Raw genomic sequence first — 19,322 nt, 5'->3', positions numbered from 1 at the left:
TTCGCCGGCCCTTGCGCCGGCATCCGGCGCAAGGGATCGATGGTGCCCGGTTAGACCAGGCGATGCGTCAGGTCAGGTCAGGCCGGCAGGCGCCGGTCGTAGTCCGCCACGAGACGGCTAAAGCTGTCCCAGAACGGTTCGGGTTTCTCGGCCGCCACGCGGGCAACCATGAGGTCGAGATGCACGTGCCAGCCTGCGGCATGCATCATCAGGCTCGAGCGGTCCGGCAGGCGGCGGTGGACCAGGGTGAGCAGAACGTCGTCGCCGCGCTGCGCCAATTCGAAGGTGACATTGCCGCTGCCGTTCCAGGTGATGGTGAGCTTGCGCGGCGGATCGCACTCGACGATCTGGTTGTGCATCCGCTGCTCGCCGCCACTGAAGCTGGCCGGCCTGTCGCCGGGCGGGTCGGTCAGTTCGTCATTGCGCCAGACCAGATCGAAGGAAGAGCCTTCCTCCATCTGCATGTCGCCGGCCGCCAGCCATTGGCGGCGCAGATCGCTCTGCGTCAGATATTCCCAGACGCGCTCCCTGGTGCCGGGCAAAAGCCGTTCGATCCTCAATGTGGCCGGCTGGATCAGCTGGGCGTAGCCGTCGAAGCTGTTCATCTGGTTCATCGGTCGTCTCCCTTGGAAGGTGTTGGCCTGGGTGATTCCGGCTTCGATGGTTCTGGATTTGCCGGTGCCGGCGTTGACGGCGTTGTCGACGTTTTGCGCCCCGCCTCCTCGCGCAAAAGCTGTTCGAGGACATCGAGGCGGCTGTTCCAGAAACGCGCGTATTGGCCGAGCCACTGATAGGCGGTGGCCAGCGGGCGGGCCTCGAGGCGGCAGACATGGGTGCGCCCGCGCACTTCGCGCCGGATCAGCCCGGCATGCTCCAGCGCCTTGATGTGCTTGGAGGCGGCGGCCAGCGACATGGCAAAGGGTTGAGCCAGCTCGCTCACCGTACGCTCGCCGCCGGCGAGGTGGTTAAGCATGTTCCGGCGCGTGGCGTCGCCGAGGGCGTGAAAAACCTGGTCCATCTGGGGCGCCTCTAATTCAACCATGTAGTTGAATATGGAGGCGAGATTTTAGATAGTCAACTAGTTGGTTGAGTGTTTTTTGGGGAGAGGCGCAAACGCCCTACCTCCCCCTTGTGGGAGGTCGGACCGCAGGTCCGGGTGGGGGTGCTTGGCGCAGGCGAGCGCGAGGAGCGCAATCTCCCCCCTCGTGGGGGAGATGTCCGGCAGGACAGAGGGGGGCGCGAAGGATCGCTACATCTCGGCGAATCCAGATCTTCGGCAAAGCCGTTGCTACATGTAATCGACAGGCCGGCGGGACAGCGCCCCCCTCTGGCCTGCCGGCCATCTCCCCCACAAGGGGGGAGATCAGCAGCTTCAATCTCACCCCGCCATCGCCAGCGGCACCGCGCTCTTGTTGGGGATCTGGATGTCGATCTCCAGCGTCGACATGGTCTCGCCGCGGTCCATCGAAACTTGCAGATAATCCTGGTCGATCTGCACGTGCTTGGCGATCACCGCCATGATCTCCTCGCGCAGGATGGAGACGAGATCGGGCTGGCTGCGGTTGCGGCGCTCGTAGGCGAGCAGCACTTGCAGCCGTTCGCGCGCCACCGGCGCGCTGGTGCGCCGCTTGAAGATGTCGAGCAGGTTCATGCCGCCCTCCTTCCCAAAAGACGATCGAGGAAGCCCTTGCGCTCGAAGGGCACAATGACCGGCAGCTGCTCTCCTTCGAGCCGCCTTGCGGCGTCGAGATAGGCCTTGGCTGCGGCATTCAGCGGCTCCGACAGCGTCACCGGCGAACCGAGATTGGAGGCGCGTAGCACATCCTGGCTCTCGGGAATGATGCCGAGCAGCGGCACCGACAGGATTTCCAGCACGTCGTCGATCGACAGCATTTCGCCGCGCGCGGCGCGTCCCGCATCGTAGCGCGTGACCAGCACATGCTTGGCGATCTGCTCGCCCTCCTCGGCCCGCAAGGTGCGGGAATCGAGCAGGCCGATGATGCGGTCGGAATCGCGCACCGACGACACTTCCGGATTGGTGACGATGACCGCCTCGTCGGCAAAGCGCATGGCGAGCTGCGCGCCGCGCTCGATGCCGGCCGGGCTGTCGCAGAAGACATAGTCGAACACCGAGCGCAGCTTGCCGATGACCTCGGCCACGCCCTCCTCCGTCAACGCATCCTTGTCGCGCGTCTGCGAGGCCGGCAGCAGGAACAGCGTCTCGACCCGCTTGTCGCGGATCAGCGCCTGCGACAGCTTTGCCGAGCCCTGGATGACGTTGACGAGGTCGAACACCACGCGCCGTTCGGCGCCCATGATCAAATCGAGGTTGCGCAGGCCGACATCGAAATCCACCAGCGCCACCTTCTTGCCGGTCTTGGCGACCGCCGCCCCCAGAGCCGCGGTAGAGGTCGTCTTGCCGACGCCCCCCTTGCCCGAGGTGACCACCACTACCTTGCCCATCAATAAAGCCTCCGTTGTTGTTCGTTATGTCGTTGTCGGGCGAGACGCATTAGCTGAAAGGGGCGATGCGCAGCATGCCGTTGTCGAGAAATGCCTGCACAGGCTTGCCCCGGACTGACGGGTCCATCTCCTCGGCCGTGCAATACCAGCCATCCACCGACAGAAGCTCGGCCTCGTTCCTGCGGCAGAAGACACGCGCCGCCGTGTTGCCTTGAGCGCCTGCCGAAGCGCGGCCGCGCAGCGTGCCATAGACGTGGATCGAGCCGGTGGCGACGATCTCGGAGCCGGAGGCGACGGAGCCCAGCACGATGACATCACCATGCGGATGGAAGATCAGCTGGCCCGAACGGATCGGCGAGCGGATCATCAACGTGCCGGCGTCGGGTGCGGCGATTTTGGCGTCTTTCGGCTGTGCCTTGGCATCGCTCGCCGGTTTCAAGTCGCCCGCCTTCAAATCGCCGGCCTCTGCCTTGATGTCACCGGCCGCCTTCGTATCGCCTGCCGGCGTAGCGTCGTCCGCCCTGCCCGCCTTGCGGCTCGGCTGCAGCAGACCGTCGGTGGTCGCCTCCTTGGCGCCGACCAGCACCGGCGGCAGATGCGCGCCAAGCTCAGCGCCGCCGCCGAGCTCGATGGCATAGATGCGGATGTCGCGCTGGCCGAGCAGATCGACCAGCGCTTCGATGGCCACGACATCGGGCTTGAGCACGTTCAGGTCGAGCACCACCGGGCGCCCGGCAAAATAGCCCGGCGAGTTGCCGACCCAGCGATCGAGGCTCTCCAGCCAAACATCCAAAGGCGCCTCCGGCGTCAGCGTGAAAGCGACGAAGGAGCGGGCGCGAAAGCGAATGGATTTGGCCTCTAGGGGGGCGGCAAAGGTCACGGCGGGCGATTCCTTACTGAGAGGTAAACGCTAGGCCGAGCATGGTTAATGAAAGGTTAATGAGGGTTGGATGGGCGATCAGAATGGCTGGACTGACAGAGGGCTGACGGGCATGCAAGCGCGAACATATTCGGCAGGTTCGCTATAGACTGGGACAGCCGTGAAGAGGCACAAACGGACAGACACGTTTCAAAGCACTGACGGCACTGAGATGGCGCACCGGAAATCTGAGGTAAAATAAAAGAATTATGACTCGCAGACCACTAATACAAAAAGGTGTGGCGGAGCTTGAAAAGCTTTTCGATCACCAACGCGATGATCCGGATTTTCTGAAGGTTCTAATTGCTGAACTTTCGGAGAGAACAGTACCTCGTGCGCAGGAACTAAAGCGCCGAGCGATCCAGGCGGTTGGGACCAATTCAAGGACGGCGCCCCAACAACGCAACCACAGCCAAAATCAGGATGCTACAGCCACCGTCGCCGTGTCCACCCCCGGTGCGGCAACGCCTTTGCCACAAACTGATGTCAAAGAGTACCCGCTGCCGGAAAAAGCTGCGATTCCGCTGGTATCGCGCCCCGCACTGGAGCGGCCGCCTATCACGAACAAAGCAGCTGATGTGTTGTCGACATGGACCGCAATGGAGGTATTGTCGCCTCCATCCTTCCGCAAACCTGAGGACCTAACGAGCGGCGATCGTTCCCGAATTGCACCGTTAGATAAGCCTTACCTTCCATGGGAGAATAAAGGAGAACGCAGTCGACCAAAGCAGAAACTCTACTATCAGATCATTCTGGGCAGCGTTGATATGGAAGCCGCCATTTCCGCGCTGCTGCAGGTCTATACCGATAGCCGAATTGAGAGGCCGGCGGCGCGGGGCGAGGCTGTACTTGCAACCATCATGGTGGATCGCGAGGGTCGCCCCGTTGAAGATGACTGCGTAGCTATCTCCAGTTTCGGCTGGGGTATGCCTGTGGCACTAGCCGGGCGACTGAGTGACCTCGGCACGTGGTCCCAAGTCGAGCGGCATTTGGTCGAGGAACTCAGTCAGAAAGTTGTAGCCAAGGACAAAGAGGGTCGGCCGAAGCCTCTAACGCGAAAATCGATCGAGGCGGCGCACCGCTGGCTGGTGGTAAAGATCGGGATCGATTCACACTTTACGAAAGCTCCTGCCTTTGCCGTACGCTCGTATCAATATTTTAAATTACAGGACCCGCCGGAAGCGATCTTACTAAACTCGTTCTTTCTCGAAGACCTTGCCCGAGCACAAGCGCTGGTCGCGGACGGAAAGGCCACCGGCAATTTCAAACGGTACATCGGAACCACAAAGCCGAAAGCACGGCGAAATTTGATGAGCGACAACCGCGCTATTGCAGACGCGTTGGAGCCCGCGAAGTTTCCCTTAGGCTCTTGGCCCGGCAACGGACGACACCCTTTGGCAATGCTCCAGCAATGCGCCGTCAATCTTACCCTGCACGATTTGAAAACAGAGGGAATTGTTGCCGTCAACGGTCCACCAGGTACAGGCAAAACCACCCTGCTACGGGATGTTGTAGCGGCCATCGTTACGAATCGCGCCGAGCTTCTTTGCTCGTTCAGCGATCCAAAAGATGCGCTGTCGGCTTCTGGCCAAAAACTCAAAAGGGGCAATTCGTTTATTCACCTCTACAAGCTGGACGACAAGCTTCGCGGACATGAAATCATTGTCGCCTCCTCTAACAACAAAGCGGTGGAAAATGTCAGCGCCGAGCTGCCGGGAATGGGCGCCATCGCTGAGGAGGCAACCGGCCTGCGGTACTTCAAAACGGTTTCAGATGCGCTGTTGGGGCGCGATAGTTGGGGCGTTATTGCAGCTGTGCTCGGCAACGCCCGAAACAGAAGTGATTTCCGGCAAACCTTCTGGTGGGATGAGGATGTTGGGTTTCAGCGCTATTTGCAGCAGGCAAGCGGCAATCCGCAGCTAATCGAGGAAAAGACTGAGACCGGAACACGCCGAAGACCGCCTCGTATCGTCGCGCAGGAAAACGCGCCGGAAGATCATGACGAAGCATTGCGGCGCTGGGGTACGGCACGTCTGCGCTTCACTAAGGCACTCGCACAGGCGAAGACAGCTCTCACGGATTTGCAGGAGATCCACGACCTTCTGATTGCTTTTGCAAAGGGTCAGGTCGCAATCGCCACGGTTGACTCTGAGATCACGTCCCTTCAGCCACTTCTGGAGCGCTCTGCCCACCTTGCTCAGGCTGCAGCTCTCCTACACCAAAAACAGCGACCGAATGTAGAGACGCTTGAGCGAGATGCCACAGTTGCCATGCGCTCACGGCCCGGCTTTTTGGGCCGCCTTTTCCGAACTGCAGCTTACCGCAGATGGCAAGCAGAGCACGGTGCCTTATTGACAAGCCTGATTGAAGCGAGAAGCAAACTAGCTTTGCTGAAGAACGCGGCCGATGCCAAGAGCGCTGAGCATTCTCGGCTGGCGGGAGATGTTGAAAGGCTGCGAAAGTCACATGCGAGCCTAATAGCTGCGCTTGAGCAAAACAGACAACGCCACGCATCTCTTGTGCGCCAGTATCCCGGAACATCTATATCGGAGGATTTTTTTGAGCGGCGGCACGCGGATAAGCAAAAGACCGCGCCCTGGTTGGACGAAAAAGTGCCCGGCTTCGCAATGATGTTTTTGAGGCGGCGATGGCACTACATCGCGCATTTGTCGACGCGGCGGCACAGCCAATTCGGCATAACCTTAATGCATTGATGGACGGATTCGGCACTCGCTCACTTGGCAGTGAGGAGAAGGACGCGCTCATTCCACACCTGTGGTCGACCCTTTTTCTTCTCGTGCCAGTGGTTTCCACGACGTTCGCGTCAGTCTCCCGCATGTTCCCCAAGATCGGGCCAGAAGAATTCGGCTGGCTTCTGGTCGACGAGGCCGGTCAGGCATTGCCGCAGGCCGCTGTCGGAGCCTTGATAAGAACCAAGCGTGCAGTCGTTGTAGGCGACCCGATTCAGATCGAGCCTGTTGTGGTTTTACCAGACCAACTGACCGAAGCGATGTGTCATCAATTCGGGGTCGATCCCTTGATCTACTGCCCGCCCGGGGCGCCTTCACAGACGCTGGCAGACAGCGCCACAGAATATTACGGCACCTTCGAAACCAAATTTGGCACACGTGAAGTTGGGGTGCCCCTTCTGGTTCATCGTCGATGCGAAGAGCCGATGTTCAGCATATCAAATTCAATTGCCTACGAGAATCTGATGGTCCAGGCGAAAACTGCCAAGACCTCAGCTATCCGGGATGTCCTCGGTCCTTCATGCTGGATCGATGTGGAGGGACGCGGACAGGAAAAATGGTGCCCGCAAGAAGGCGAGATGTTGTTGGGTATGCTCCGGCAGCTTCGCCAACAAGGGGTTGTGCCTGACTTCTACATTGTGACGCCGTTTGTGGTGGTGCAGGACCGTATACGTGAAATGCTGCGTTCAAGCGGATTGCTTGATGAATGGGTCGAGAACCCTTTTGCCTGGGTGTATGAGCGTGTCGGAACCGTCCACACGGTCCAAGGGCGGGAAGCTGAAGCGGTTTTTTTCGTCCTCGGAGCTCCCAATGCCGAGCAACGCGGGGCACGAGGATGGGCCGGCGGGCGGCCTAATCTACTTAATGTAGCCGTCACCCGAGCGAAGGAAGCCGTATATATTATCGGCAACCGAACCCTCTGGAAAAGTGCAGGCGTGTTTCAGTCGCTTGATAAACTTATGCCGTAGGAAGCGGCGATGGCTACGGTGTCGCCGCCTTGCGCGAATGAATGCGGCGTCGGACCGATCATGACTTCGCCCGCCTCTTCCCTCGATCCCCCTCGCCGCCTGCTCAACTGCAGCCCGGTCCGTGCCCAGCCTGTCAATCAGCTCCTGCGCCTCGTCGCCCGATATGCCGGTGCGCACGGCCAGTTCCTCGACCGCCAGGATGTCGGTGCTGGCGATCTCGCGCGGCAGGGCGTCGTCGGCGGTCAGCGGCAGCGCCGCCTCGCGGTCGATTTCGGCCTCGGCCCGGTGCCAGTGGTGCTCGGGGTCACCAGTGCCTTCGCGCTCCCAGATCTGGTAGGCGCGCTGCTGTATCTTGTGATGCCGGTCGTCTTCCATGGTGGTTCTCCCCTGGGCTTTGAGGACGATCCGAACGATCCCAGAAATCGCGCGGTCGCAATCGTTGCGGCGCCCTTCGCGCTGGCTATTCGCATTGCCGTCTCGGCCCGCCGGAATATGGCTGGTAGCTGTTGTCTTCCGGACGGTAGGAGCGATAGCGGCTGAAGCAGGAGGCGACATGGTCCGGTTCGCCGCCGGCAGCCGCGTAGGCGCCCGCGCCCTCGACATAGCTTGCCTCTCGCGGCGCGACGCGGTCGGCGGCGAGATAGGGCGATACGCAGGTGCGCTGCTGTCCGCTATAGGACATGTAGCTGTTGTCCTCGGGATCGTAGGAGCGGTATCGGCTGGCGCACCAGGCGAGATGCGGCGGCGGCAGTTCGGTCCGCGCGATGGCGCCGGTGACGGTGGGATCGGGCTGCTGCCTGGCCGGGTCCTGGGCTGGCTCCCTGGCGGCGATGTCGGCAGGCGCGGACTGCTCGGGCGGCACACGTTCGAAGTCCTGCGCCGTCTTGTCCACCGGCCGCGCTTTCCGGGTCCACAGTTCCGCCACGCTGACGGTGGGCCTTGCCTCCCGCACAGGCTTGGCGGCAAGCAGCCAGGCTGCGAAAACCAGCCCGCTGCCGAACACCGCAAGGGTCAGCACGAAGCCGCCGACCAGTCCCAAAATCGCTTTCACTCGACACTCCTTGTGTCCCTGCCAATAAAATGCGGGACATCACGGCTTGTTCCAGAAAAGCAGGCGCGAGGGACCTAAGTCTGACCGACCGACAACCGGCAGCTCGCCGAGAACCGGGTGCGGCGCGATTTTTTCGACGGTGAAAAATCAAGGGAGCGGTCGAGCAGCCGTTGGGCCACGTCGCAGCCGCTATTCCGCCGCCTCGGCATAGTGCTGAGGGACATAGTTGAGGATCGGGCCGAGCCAGCGCTCGACATCGGCCAGCGGCATGGCTTTGCGGCGGGCATAGTCCTCGACCTGGTCGCGCTCGACTTTGGCGACGCCGAAATAATAGCTTTCGGGATGGGCGAGATAGATGCCGGAGACCGAGGAGCCCGGCCACATCGCATAGCTCTCGGTCAGGCTGACGCCGGCATTGCGCTCGCCGTCGAGCAGCCGGAACAAGGTCGCCTTCTCGGTATGATCGGGCTGCGCGGGGTAGCCGGGCGCCGGGCGGATGCCGCGATAGGGCTCGCCGACCAGTTCGTCGGGCGCCAGCTTCTCATCAGCGGCATAGCCCCAGAATTCCTTGCGCACTTTCTCATGCATGCGCTCGGCAAAGGCTTCGGCGAAACGGTCGGCCAGCGCCTTGACCATGATCGAGGAGTAATCGTCGTTGGCGCGCTCGAAGCGCTCTGATATCGCCACCTCCTCGATCCCCGCGGTGACGATGAAGCCGCCGATATAATCCGGCTTGCCTATGTCCTGGGGCGCGACGAAATCCGACAGCGCGACATTAGCCTTGCCGTCGCGCTTGGGCAGTTGCTGGCGCAGCGTGAAGAAGGTTGCCAGTTCCTGCGAGCGTGCCTCATCCGTGAACAACCTGATGTCGTCGCCGACGGTGTTCGCCGGCCAGAAGCCGATGACGGCGCGCGGCGCGAACCATTTTTCCGCGATGATCTTTTTCAGCATCGCCTGCGCGTCCTCGAAAAGCTGGCGCGCGGCGGCTCCCTGCTTCTCGTCGTCGAGGATCTTGGGGTAACGCCCCTTCAGCTCCCAGGTCTGGAAGAACGGCGTCCAGTCGATGTAGCGCGCGAGCTCCGTCAGGTCCCAGTTGCCGAAAACCTTGACGCCGGTGAAGGACGGCTTCGGCGGCTCATAGGTCGACCAGTCGACCTTGTGCGCATTGGCCCTGGCCTTGGCCAGCGGCAGCCGCTGCTTGTCGGCCTCGGAGCGGGCATGCGCGTCGGCGACCTTTTTGTACTCGGCCCGCACTGTGTCGACGTAGCCGCCCTTGGTCTCGTTCGACAGCAAGGATGACACGACGCCGACGGCGCGGCTGGCGTCATTGACATAGACCGTCTGTCCCTTGGAATAGCGCGGGTGGATCGTCACCGCCGTGTGCACGCGGCTGGTCGTGGCGCCGCCGATCAGCAGCGGAATGTCAAACCCTTCACGCTCCATCTCGGCGGCCATGTGCACCATCTCGTCCAGCGACGGGGTGATCAGGCCGGACAGGCCGATGATGTCGACATTTTGCTCGCGAGCCGTCTGCAGGATCTTCGCCGCCGGCACCATGACGCCGAGATCGATGATCTCGTAATTGTTGCAGGCCAGAACGACGCCGACGATGTTCTTGCCGATGTCGTGGACATCGCCCTTTACAGTCGCCATCAGGATTTTGCCGGCTGTCTGGCGCTCGCCATTGTCGATGCCATTGGCGGCGTTGGCCAGTTTTTCGGCCTCCATGTGCGGCAGCAATCCGGCCACCGCCTGCTTCATCACGCGCGCCGACTTCACCACTTGCGGCAGAAACATCTTTCCCGCGCCGAACAGATCGCCGACGACATTCATGCCGGCCATCAGCGGGCCTTCGATGACATGCAGCGGCCGCTCGGATGCGAGGCGCGCTTCCTCGGTGTCGGCGTCGATGAATTCGGTGATGCCGTTGACCAGCGCATGCGAAATCCGCCGCTCGACCGTCCAGTCGCGCCAGGCGAGATCGCGCTCCCTGGCTTCCTTGCCGGCGGTGCCCTTGAAGCGCTCGGCGATCTCCAGCATGCGTTCGGTGGCGGTGCCGCCGGCCCTGGGCACGCGGTTGAGCACGACATCCTCGCAGGCCTCGCGCAGCCCCGGCTCGATCGTGTCGTAGACGGCGAGCTGACCGGCATTGACGATGCCCATATCCATGCCGCGCTGGATGGCATGGTAGAGGAACACGGCGTGCATCGCCTCGCGGACAGGCTCGTTGCCGCGAAACGAGAAGGACAGGTTCGAGACGCCGCCCGAGATATGGACATGCGGCAGCGTGCCGGTGATCTCGCCGGTGGCCTCGATGAAGTCGACGCCGTAATTGTCGTGCTCCTCGATGCCGGTGGCGACCGCGAAGACATTGGGGTCGAAGACGATGTCTTCGGGCGGGAAACCGGCCTGTTCGGTGAGCAGCTTGTAGGCGCGGGTGCAGATCTCGACCTTGCGCGCCTTGGTATCGGCCTGGCCGGCCTCGTCGAAGGCCATGACGACCACGGCCGCGCCATAGGCGCGCACCAGCTTCGCGTGATGCAGAAAGGCTTCCTCGCCTTCCTTCATCGAGATGGAGTTGACCAGCGGCTTGCCCTGAACGCATTTCAGCCCGGCCTCGATGATCTCCCATTTCGAGGAGTCGACCATCACCGGGACACGGGCGATATCAGGCTCGGCGGCGATGAGGTTGAGATACTCGACCATCGCCTTTTTCGAATCGATCAGGCCTTCATCCATGTTGATGTCGATGATCTGTGCGCCATTGGCGACCTGGTCGCGCGCCACGTCGAGCGCCGGGACATAGTCGCCCGCCGTGATCAGCTTTCGGAACCTGGCCGAGCCGGTGACGTTGGTGCGTTCGCCGACATTGACGAAGGGAATCTCATCGGTCAGCGTGAACGGCTCCAGCCCCGACAGGCGCATCTTGCGCTCGATCTCGGGAATGGCGCGCGGTGGATACTTCTTGACAGCCTCGGCGATGGCGCGGATGTGATCCGGCGTCGAGCCACAGCAGCCGCCGACGACATTGACCAGCCGTTCCCTGGCAAAATCCTCGATCTGCGCGGCCATGAAGTCCGGGCTCTCGTCATAGCGGCCGAATTCATTGGGCAGGCCGGCATTCGGATAGGCGCAGACGAAGGTGTCGGCGACGCCTGAAATTTCGGCCAGATGCGCGCGCATCGCATTGGCGCCGAGTGCGCAGTTGAGGCCGATGGTGAAGGGGCTGGCATGGCGCACCGAATGCCAGAAGGCGGTCGGCGTCTGGCCCGACAGGGTGCGGCCGGAGAGATCGGTGATGGTGCCGGAAATCATCACCGGCAAACGCACGCCCTTTTCGAGAAAAATCTCGTTGCAGGCGAAGATCGCCGCCTTGGCGTTCAGCGTGTCGAAGATGGTCTCGATGAGAATGATGTCGGCGCCACCGTCGACCAGGCCGCGCAACTGCTCGCCATAAGCCAGGCGCAATTCGTCGAAGGTCACCGCGCGGTAGCCGGGATTGTTGACGTCGGGCGACATCGAGGCGGTGCGGTTGGTCGGCCCGAGCGCGCCGGCGACGAAGCGCCGCTTGCCGTCCTCCTGCTGTGCCCTCGCCGCTGCCCGACGCACCAGCCGCGCGCCGTCGCGGTTCAGCGCGTAGACGGCATCCTCCATGCCGTAATCCGCCTGGGCGATCGAGGTCGAGGAGAAGGTGTTGGTCTCGAGGATATCGGCGCCAGCGATGGCGTATTGATAATGGATCTCCTCGATCGCCTTCGGCTGCGTCAGGATCAAGAGGTCGTTGTTGCCCTGCTGGTGGCAGGTGCAGCCGGCAAAAGCCTCGCCACGGAAATGCTCCTCGTCGAAACCGAGACCCTGGATCTGCGTGCCCATGGCGCCGTCGAGAATGAGAATGCGCTCGCGTGCCGCCGCGGTGAGCGCCGCAAGCACTTCCGCACCGTCGGGCTTGGCCGCGACGGGGCCGAACAATGCGTCCTGCGATGCAGAATTCTGCGACATTTTTTATCCTTGAGGCGACAACCATCACATAAGGATATCTTTATGTCAACATACGGAATGCAGGCGAACGCGTAGTGGCGAGAGTTTGGTGCGATGGTCATCCCGATCGACAATGTGACGGCGGCGGTCATTGTCGCCGCTGGGCCGTGCCTACACCACCACGTCCCGATATACCCTCACCTCGCCATCCTGGCCGCGGATGCGCCAGTCCTGCTCTTCCCGCCCCTCGACATGGCATGGCCCGAGCGGCACCTTGCCGCCGCCTTCCGGCAGGTCCAGCACATAGACCGGATTGCAGATGCCCGACAGGCGGGCGCGCAGCGCGCCGGCCAGCGCCTGTCCCTGCGCAATCGTGGTGCGCCTGTGCGCCATGCCGCGCGCGAGGTCGCCATGGTGCAGGTAATAGGGTTTGACGCCGAGCCGGTACATCAGTTCGCGGCAGAGTTCCTCCAGCACCTCGACCGTGTCGTTGACGCCCTTGAGCAGGACGCTCTGGTTGAGCAGCACGAAGCCTGCCTCGCGCATGGCGCGGCAGGCCAATTCGGTGGCCGGCGTGATCTCCCGCGCATGGTTGAAATGGGTGACGATTGTGACCATCAGCCGGCCCTGCAACGCGCCAACCAGCCCCGGCGTGATGCGCGCGGGCAGTACGACAGGCACGCGCGTGTGGATACGCAGCAGCCTGACATGCGCGATCGCCTCGATGCGGGCGCGGATTTCAGCCAGCGCCTTGTCGGGCAGCGAAAGCGGATCGCCGCCCGTCAGGATCACTTCGCGGATTTCGGTATGGCCTTCGATATAGGCAAAAGCCTCTTCGAGCGCTTCTCGCGTATAGCCGCGGCCGATCGAGGTCAGGGATTCCTTGCGGAAGCAGAAACGGCAATAGACCGCGCATTGGTAGGTCGCAAACAACAGCACGCGGTCGGCGTGGCGGTGCGTCAGTCGCGGCACCGGACTGAAGGCATGGTCGGCGATCGGATCGTCGAGCTCGCCTTCCGTTTCCGTCAGCTCATCCGGCGATGGAATGACCTGGGCGCGGATCGGATCGGCGGGATCGTTCCAGTCGATCAGGTCGAGATAGGTTTTGGGGGCACGCACCTTGTGGCGTACGGCCGCCTCCTGCGCCGCCGCGTGCTCGGCGGGTGACAGCGGCAGCGAGGCGAGATCGCGGACGTGGCGCACACCGGCGCGGATGTCGTCCTGCCACGCGGTGTCGGCGTCGCGTCCTTCGTCGGCTGTGGCCGCGTCATCGAAAGTTGAGTTTGGGATCATTGGGGCCTCGGGGCAATTCTGGCGGTGCTATCGGCCGGATGGATGGTTCGGTCAACAGCAGTGGCTCGGCGCGGATTGTCGCTGCGCTGCGGTCCTTCGCATCCCCCGACTATCGCCGTAATCGACCAGCGCAGCAATTTCAGGCAATCTGACCGATAAGGCGCTCCAAGGGGAGATGGGCGCCGCTTAGGGAGGACCGCGATGAGCAAAATGCCGCGCTATGAGGATGCCGCTCAGCGCTTTCGCATCGAAGATGAGATCGCCCGGTTGTATGGCAACCCTGGAACCGGCATCAATGCCTATGTCGAATGCTGCGGCCGCTACACCGGAGAAGACCGGCTGGCGCTGCGCGCGATCTCGGCCGGCGGCGAGCTTCGCGAATTCAGCTTCGACGATCTCGCCGACATGTCCGGGCGCGCCGCCAATGTGCTCAAGGCCGCCGGCGTCGGTGCCGGCGATGTCGTCGCCGGCATGCTGCCGCGCGTCCCCGAACTGGTGGCGCTGATCCTCGGGACGTGGCGCATCGGCGCGGTCTACCAGCCGCTGTTCACCGCCTTCGGTCCGAAAGCCATCGAGCACCGCCTCGGCTATAGCGGCGCCAGGATCGTGGTGACCAACCCGGCCAATCGCGGCAAGCTCGACGAGGTCGAGACATCAGCGCAAATCGCCACCATTCTTGGTCCGGACGAGGCGCTACCGGAACGCGACATGGATTTTCGCGCCGCGCTTGCCGCCGCCTCGCCCGACTGCGGACCAGTGATGCGCAAGGGCGACGACCTGTTCATGATGATGTCGACCTCCGGCACGACAGGCCTGCCCAAGGGCGTGCCGGTGCCGCTCCGCGCCCTGCTGGCCTTCGGCGCCTATATGCGCGATGCGGTCGGGCTGCGCGGCGACGATATCTTCTGGAATATCGCCGACCCCGGCTGGGCCTACGGCCTCTATTACGCCATCACCGGGCCCTTGCAGCTCGGCATCGCCACCACCTTCTATGAAGGCGCCTTCAACGCCAAAAGCACCTATGACATCATCGAGCGGCTCGGCGTCACCAGCCTTGCCGGGTCGCCCACCGCCTATCGGCTGCTGATGGCGGAACGGCCCGAGGCGGCCGCCGGTGTAAAAGGCAGGCTGCGTGTGGTGAGCAGCGCCGGCGAACCACTCAACCCGGAAGTGATCCGCTGGTTCGACGCCCATCTCGCCGCCCCCATCCACGATCATTACGGCCAGACCGAGAACGGCATGATGGTCAACAACCATCATGGGCTCTCGCACGTCGTGCGCGTGGGCTCGGCCGGCTTCGCAATGCCCGGATATCGCATGGTGGTATTGGACAAGGCCGGCAACGAGCTCGGCCCCAACCAGCCCGGCATCCTCGCCGTCGACATCGCGAAGTCGCCGCTGCGCTGGTTCGACGGCTATCACCAAGCCGAGACGCCAGCGATCACGGGCGGCTACTACCGCACCGGCGACACGGTGGAGTACGAGCCGGACGGTTCGGTCTCCTTCATCGGCCGCGCCGACGATGTCATCACTTCGGCCGGCTATCGCATCGGCCCGTTCGACGTCGAAAGCGCGCTGATCGAGCATCCGGCGGTCAACGAGGCGGCTGTCGTCGGCGTGCCCGATCCGCAGCGCACCGAGATCGTCAAGGCCTTCGTCGTTCTGGCGCCGGCTTACAAGGGCAATTCGGAGCTCGCCGAAGAGCTGGCCCAGCACGTCAAGAAACGGCTGTCGGCGCACGCCTACCCGCGCGAGGTCGAGTTCATCACGGAACTGCCGAAGACCCCAAGCGGCAAGATCCAGCGCTTCCTGCTGAGGAAGGCGGAGGTGGAGAAGCGCAAGGCGTGATTAGGCGCCAATCTCCCCCCTCGAGGGGGAGATGTCGCCGAAGGCGACAGAGGGGGTCGTTGCGCGTGAAGCGCTAACGTCGTCTCGCGCTGCAAAAGGAGTCAGCGCTTCACGCGCGGCGACCCCCTCTGGCCTGCCGGCCATCTCCCCCTCATGTGGGGAGATCTGCAGCTCCAACGGCGTCTTTTTTCAGCCCAATGTTGTCATGTATCCTTGGAATCGAACGTAGAGCAGGGTTTATATCATGCGGTGGGTCTGGACGTTTCTGTTTGCACTGGTGAGCAGCGTGGCTTTCGCGGCCTCGCCGGAGGACGACTATGTGGCCGCGCGTGACAAGGCGATTGCTGATATCGCAGCGCTGAACAGTGCGAACGCGGCAATCGAGACCATCGACGCTGAGAACGAGAAGGCGCTGGCCGACCTCCAGCAGCGTCTTGCCGGCATCATCGGTCCGCTGGCGGTCAAGGACTTTCCGCCAACCGGCACAATCAATATCGAAAGCCTCAGCGACTCCGATATCGGCTATGGCATGCTCGATGGGCTGCGATACACCAAGGGCGACGACGGCCCCAGCCTAGTGGCAACGACGCGAGGGCTGCTGGAGCGCTGGCTCCAGTCCAGAACCGCCGAGACCGACGAAAGTTTCAAACTGCCCGCCGGCATCGATGAGGCGCTTAAGCTGGATGCCTTCTATACCCAGGCGATCAACAGCGACGCCGCCTTCGAGGGAACGCTCGACTTTCCATTGAAGAAACCCGAAGGCGCCGACATCGCCTTCGCACGGCTCGGCGGCTGGACGCAGGACGTCGGGCCGATCTATGAGCAGGAAGTCATCGTTACGCTCGTCAAAGGCAACAGCGTGAGAATTATCGCAGCGCCGGCAGCCCCTGCCGTTCCGAAGATCGCCGCCTGCGACGCCGTGTGGGCTGCTGCGGACGCCGCCGCGCAGAAATTCCAGGAGGCCTACCAGGCATCGGACCTGAAGGACGAAAAAGCGTTCGAGTCCTCCAACGCCGCCTGGGACAAGGGCGACAGCGACTACCGGGCCTGCATGGCGCAGCGCCTGCCGGCTGACCCGGCTTTCCCGGCGCTGCTCGCCCAGGCGCAGGCGCTGGCCGATCAAATGGCTGGGAAGTAAGCCTCCCGCAAGGGCCCGCGCGGCAAGATCAGCCGGCTTGTTGCAATCTGAGGCGAATATGACTTCGCCGCTGGGTTGCAGAACGCTGCAACCTGGCGTCCTACTTTCGGACACTCATTCAGATTTCGGCTGGACCCTGGCAGCCAAAAGCTTACCGTTTGTTCTCGGATTCGTCTCGAAGCTCAAACTTAAGCTTTAGCTACTATGGTCGACCGAAGGACTACTGTCCTGGAAAGGTCTTCGGATCGAGTTGGCAGGTGCAATGCTCAATTCCGGCCGGTTGAAACGGGCCGTTTTTTCTTCCGCCAACTTGCCGGCGGCGATTGCCTTTGTCGTGCTTCTCGTCTGCGCCCTGGTTGCCGACCAGAGGAACAGAGAGGTCTCCGATCAGCTGGCGCGCGCCGACGTCCTGGCCAAGGTCAACATCATACGCGCCAAGCTCGAAGGCAACATAGGCGGCAATCTCCAGCTGGTTCAGGGTCTCGTTTCGACAATCGTTACCGAGCCTTATATGGGCCAGCAAAGATTTGCGGCACTCGCCCGTAATCTGTTCGAGCAAAAATCGCAGTTGCGCGATATTGCCGGCGCCCCCGACCTCGTCATCGCGCTGATGTATCCGCTGGAAGGCAATGAAAAAGCCATCGGGCTGGACTACCGCAAGAGCGATACGCAACGCATGGCCGCGCTTCGCGCCCGTGACCAGCGCGCGCTGGTGCTCGCCGGGCCGGTCAAACTGGCGCAAGGCGGACGTGGCTTCATCGGCCGTATCCCGGTCTTCGTGCCGACGGCGGGTGGCGGCGACCGTTTCTGGGGTATCGTCTCGGCCGTGATCGATGTCGATCGGCTCTACGCTGCCAGCGGACTGACCGACCCTGATCTGGATATCGATGTGGCGCTTATCGGCAAGGATGCGCTCGGCGGCGGCGGGGAACTGTTCTTCGGCGGCGATAATGTCGTGTCCGGCAATCCGGTGATGGCAGAGGTGCAATTGCCTTCAGGCTCCTGGCAAATTTCAGCCATACCGAAGGGCGGCTGGCCGACCGCTCCGAAAAATGAGTGGCTGTTGCGTCTGCTCATGGCGCTTGCCGGCGCGCTGGTGGTGCTGCCGATCCTCGTGGCAGGACGTCTTTTCGGTGAGCGGCAGAAAAGTGACGCCGAGTTGAGGCGCCTGTCCCGGCGGCTGGAGCTGGCGTTGGAAGCCTCTGCTATAGGCGTGTGGGAGCACGATACCGTCAGCAACGAACTCGTATGGGACGACCGCATCAACGAAATCTATGGCAAACCCGGCGGCGGCAAGACCCGTAGCTATGACGACTGGGCGCTGGCGATCCATCCCCAAGACTTCGAACGGGCTAAAGCAGATTTCGATTCGGCTGTTGCAACACAAGGCCCCTACTCTTCGCAGTATCGGCTCCTGCGGCCGGACGGCACCATTCGCCATGTGCGCACCCGCGCCAGTTTCTTCCGGGACATCGACGGCACGCCAAAAATGATCGGCGCCGAATGGGATGTGACAGGCGACGTGCTGCTCAACGAGAATCTCGTGCGTGAACGTCGCCTTTCAGAATCGAAAAATGCCGAACTGAACCTGGCCAAAGCCCGCATCGAGCATGTCGCGATGCATGATTCGCTGACCGGTCTGCCCAACCGTCGGTATCTGGACGAGATGCTTGCCGAAAACCGCGAAGCCGACGGCCGTGCGGCGTTGCTGCATCTCGACCTTGACCGGTTCAAGCAGATCAACGACACGCTCGGCCATGCAGCGGGCGATGCATTGCTGGTGCATGCTTCGAAAGTCATCAAGGCCAGCGTCGGCAGTGCCGATTTCGTTGCGCGCATCGGCGGCGACGAGTTTGTCGTGCTGAGCCATGGACGCGACGACAAGGAACTCGCCGCGCTGGCCGACCACATTATCGATGCGATGCGCCAGCCGGTCGACTATCTGGGTCACCAGTGCCGGTTCGGCGTCAGCATCGGCATTGCGGCCAATAGCGGCGTCGATGCAAGGCAGTTGCTTGTCAATACCGATCTGGCGCTGTACCGGGCGAAAGGCCGCGGCCGCAACCGCTACGAGTTTTTCAACGAAGAGCTGCAGAGCGAGATCGTGCGGACCAAGCAGACCGCCGACGAGATTCTGGGCGGGCTCGAGCGGAACGAATTCATCGTCTACTATCAGCCGCAGTTCGACGCCAAGACGCTGGAGATCGTCGGCGTCGAGGCGCTGTCGCGTTGGGATCATCCGCAACGCGGCATGCTGACCCCCGACGCCTACATCAAGGTGGCTGAAGAACTTAATGTCGTGGCGCTTATCGACCGCACCGTCCTGGAGCAGGCGCTCGATAATTTTGAGCGTTGGTCGCGCAGCCACCTCAACATCCCGCGCGTCTCGGTCAACGTTTCCGCACGGCGCCTGGAAGACAGGGACCTGATCAAGGGTTTGCGCAAGCTTCCGATCAAGGAAGGGACCGTGTCGTTCGAACTGGTGGAGTCGATTTTCCTCGACGAAAACGACGAGCTGGTCAGCTGGAACATCGAACACATCAAGGGGCTCGGCATCGACGTCGAGATCGACGATTTCGGCACCGGGCATGCCTCGATCGTCTCGCTGTTGAAGTTGCGGCCCCGTCGCCTCAAGATCGACCGCCAGCTGGTCACCCCCATCACCAGCTCAACCGCACAGCGGCAGCTTGTGTCGTCCATCATCGACATCGGCAAGTCGCTCGGGATCGAAGTGATCGCCGAGGGCGTCGAGACGATGGAGCACGCGCGCATCCTGAAAGAGCTTGGCTGCGACATCCTGCAAGGCTTCCTGTTCGGCTACCCGATGGATGCCAAAGCCTTCAAGGCCTTCGCGCAGTCGCGCAAATGGCTGGCGGCGAGCTGACAAATCCTGGCTTTGCTGGACGCAAATGCG

General features: G+C 62.4%; 13 protein-coding genes and 1 pseudogene. 5 read left to right on the top strand and 9 right to left on the bottom strand.

Annotated elements, in window-relative coordinates; translation table 11 throughout:
* Positions 1-77: 77 nt before the first annotated feature.
* From NLY44_RS01995 to minC, 5 genes are all read right to left on the bottom strand, one after another.
* Complete coding sequence (locus tag NLY44_RS01995; RefSeq protein ID WP_023805612.1) at positions 78-614, bottom strand: SRPBCC family protein; 537 nt, start codon at positions 612-614, stop codon at positions 78-80.
* Complete coding sequence (locus NLY44_RS01990) at positions 611-1,042, bottom strand: ArsR/SmtB family transcription factor (protein ID WP_023693878.1); 432 nt, start codon at positions 1,040-1,042, stop codon at positions 611-613. The genes NLY44_RS01995 and NLY44_RS01990 overlap by 4 nt, the downstream gene beginning before the upstream one ends.
* A gap of 336 nt (positions 1,043-1,378) precedes the next feature.
* Positions 1,379-1,651: a cell division topological specificity factor MinE gene (gene minE / locus NLY44_RS01985; protein WP_023684809.1), complete on the bottom strand. Its 273-nt coding sequence runs from the start codon at positions 1,649-1,651 to the stop codon at positions 1,379-1,381.
* Entirely contained in the window at positions 1,648-2,463 is an 816-nt protein-coding gene (minD, locus tag NLY44_RS01980) for a septum site-determining protein MinD (protein WP_023805613.1), read from the bottom strand. The genes minE and minD overlap by 4 nt, the downstream gene beginning before the upstream one ends.
* A 49-nt stretch (positions 2,464-2,512) precedes the next feature.
* Positions 2,513-3,343: a septum site-determining protein MinC gene (gene minC, locus NLY44_RS01975; protein WP_023805614.1), complete on the bottom strand. Its 831-nt coding sequence runs from the start codon at positions 3,341-3,343 to the stop codon at positions 2,513-2,515.
* A 278-nt stretch (positions 3,344-3,621) separates the two neighbouring features.
* On the opposite strand from minC, the gene NLY44_RS01970 reads away from it, so the two are divergent.
* Entirely contained in the window at positions 3,622-6,096 is a 2,475-nt protein-coding gene (locus NLY44_RS01970) for a DEAD/DEAH box helicase family protein (RefSeq protein WP_286456565.1), read from the top strand.
* A complete protein-coding gene (locus NLY44_RS01965) occupies positions 6,030-7,100 on the top strand; it encodes a DEAD/DEAH box helicase (RefSeq protein ID WP_286456564.1) in 1,071 nt (356 codons plus the stop codon). Before NLY44_RS01970 ends, NLY44_RS01965 begins: the two co-directional genes overlap by 67 nt.
* Positions 7,101-7,160: 60 nt before the next feature.
* On the opposite strand, the pseudogene NLY44_RS01960 reads toward NLY44_RS01965, so the two are convergent.
* The 4 genes and pseudogenes from NLY44_RS01960 to NLY44_RS01945 all read right to left on the bottom strand — a co-directional run.
* Positions 7,161-7,475: pseudogene (locus tag NLY44_RS01960) on the bottom strand (DUF2934 domain-containing protein); the annotation flags it as partial.
* An 85-nt stretch (positions 7,476-7,560) separates the two neighbouring features.
* Positions 7,561-8,151, bottom strand: coding sequence for a BA14K family protein (locus tag NLY44_RS01955; RefSeq protein WP_023805617.1), 591 nt, complete (start codon positions 8,149-8,151; stop codon positions 7,561-7,563).
* Between the two features lie 189 nt (positions 8,152-8,340).
* Positions 8,341-12,150 (bottom strand): methionine synthase, encoded by a 3,810-nt coding sequence (gene metH, locus NLY44_RS01950; protein WP_023805618.1) that lies wholly within the window; start codon positions 12,148-12,150, stop codon positions 8,341-8,343.
* Positions 12,151-12,300: 150 nt separating this feature from the next.
* On the bottom strand, positions 12,301-13,422 hold the full coding sequence (locus tag NLY44_RS01945; protein WP_023805619.1) for a KamA family radical SAM protein: 1,122 nt from the start codon (positions 13,420-13,422) through the stop codon (positions 12,301-12,303).
* Between the two features lie 201 nt (positions 13,423-13,623).
* Here NLY44_RS01945 and NLY44_RS01940 point away from each other — a divergent pair, with 201 nt between their 5' ends.
* From NLY44_RS01940 to NLY44_RS01930, 3 genes are all read left to right on the top strand, one after another.
* Positions 13,624-15,270, top strand: coding sequence for an acyl-CoA synthetase (locus NLY44_RS01940; RefSeq protein ID WP_023805620.1), 1,647 nt, complete (start codon positions 13,624-13,626; stop codon positions 15,268-15,270).
* A gap of 244 nt (positions 15,271-15,514) precedes the next feature.
* Positions 15,515-16,408: a hypothetical protein gene (locus tag NLY44_RS01935; protein WP_023693888.1), complete on the top strand. Its 894-nt coding sequence runs from the start codon at positions 15,515-15,517 to the stop codon at positions 16,406-16,408.
* 262 nt (positions 16,409-16,670) lie between these two features.
* The gene (locus NLY44_RS01930) at positions 16,671-19,292 is read left to right on the top strand and encodes a bifunctional diguanylate cyclase/phosphodiesterase (protein ID WP_031201982.1); all 2,622 of its coding nucleotides are present in this window, start codon (positions 16,671-16,673) and stop codon (positions 19,290-19,292) included.
* Positions 19,293-19,322: the final 30 nt, after the last annotated feature.

The sequence above is a fragment of the Mesorhizobium sp. C089B genome (assembly GCF_030323125.1).
GTDB lineage: Bacteria > Pseudomonadota > Alphaproteobacteria > Rhizobiales > Rhizobiaceae > Mesorhizobium.
This window is presented reverse-complemented; position numbering and strand designations above follow the sequence as displayed.

Excerpts from the sequence above, each read along its gene's own strand:
- NLY44_RS01995 (WP_023805612.1), bottom strand. The coding sequence starts at position 614 with ATGAACCAGATGAACAGCTTCGACGGCTACGCCCAGCTGATCCAGCCG.
- NLY44_RS01990 (WP_023693878.1), bottom strand. The coding sequence starts at position 1,042 with ATGGTTGAATTAGAGGCGCCCCAGATGGACCAGGTTTTTCACGCCCTC.
- minE (WP_023684809.1), bottom strand. The coding sequence starts at position 1,651 with ATGAACCTGCTCGACATCTTCAAGCGGCGCACCAGCGCGCCGGTGGCG.
- minD (WP_023805613.1), bottom strand. The coding sequence starts at position 2,463 with ATGGGCAAGGTAGTGGTGGTCACCTCGGGCAAGGGGGGCGTCGGCAAG.
- NLY44_RS01965 (WP_286456564.1), top strand. The coding sequence starts at position 6,030 with ATGGCACTACATCGCGCATTTGTCGACGCGGCGGCACAGCCAATTCGG.
- metH (WP_023805618.1), bottom strand. The coding sequence starts at position 12,150 with ATGTCGCAGAATTCTGCATCGCAGGACGCATTGTTCGGCCCCGTCGCG.
- NLY44_RS01945 (WP_023805619.1), bottom strand. The coding sequence starts at position 13,422 with ATGATCCCAAACTCAACTTTCGATGACGCGGCCACAGCCGACGAAGGA.
- NLY44_RS01940 (WP_023805620.1), top strand. The coding sequence starts at position 13,624 with ATGAGCAAAATGCCGCGCTATGAGGATGCCGCTCAGCGCTTTCGCATC.
- NLY44_RS01935 (WP_023693888.1), top strand. The coding sequence starts at position 15,515 with ATGCGGTGGGTCTGGACGTTTCTGTTTGCACTGGTGAGCAGCGTGGCT.
- NLY44_RS01930 (WP_031201982.1), top strand. The coding sequence starts at position 16,671 with ATGCTCAATTCCGGCCGGTTGAAACGGGCCGTTTTTTCTTCCGCCAAC.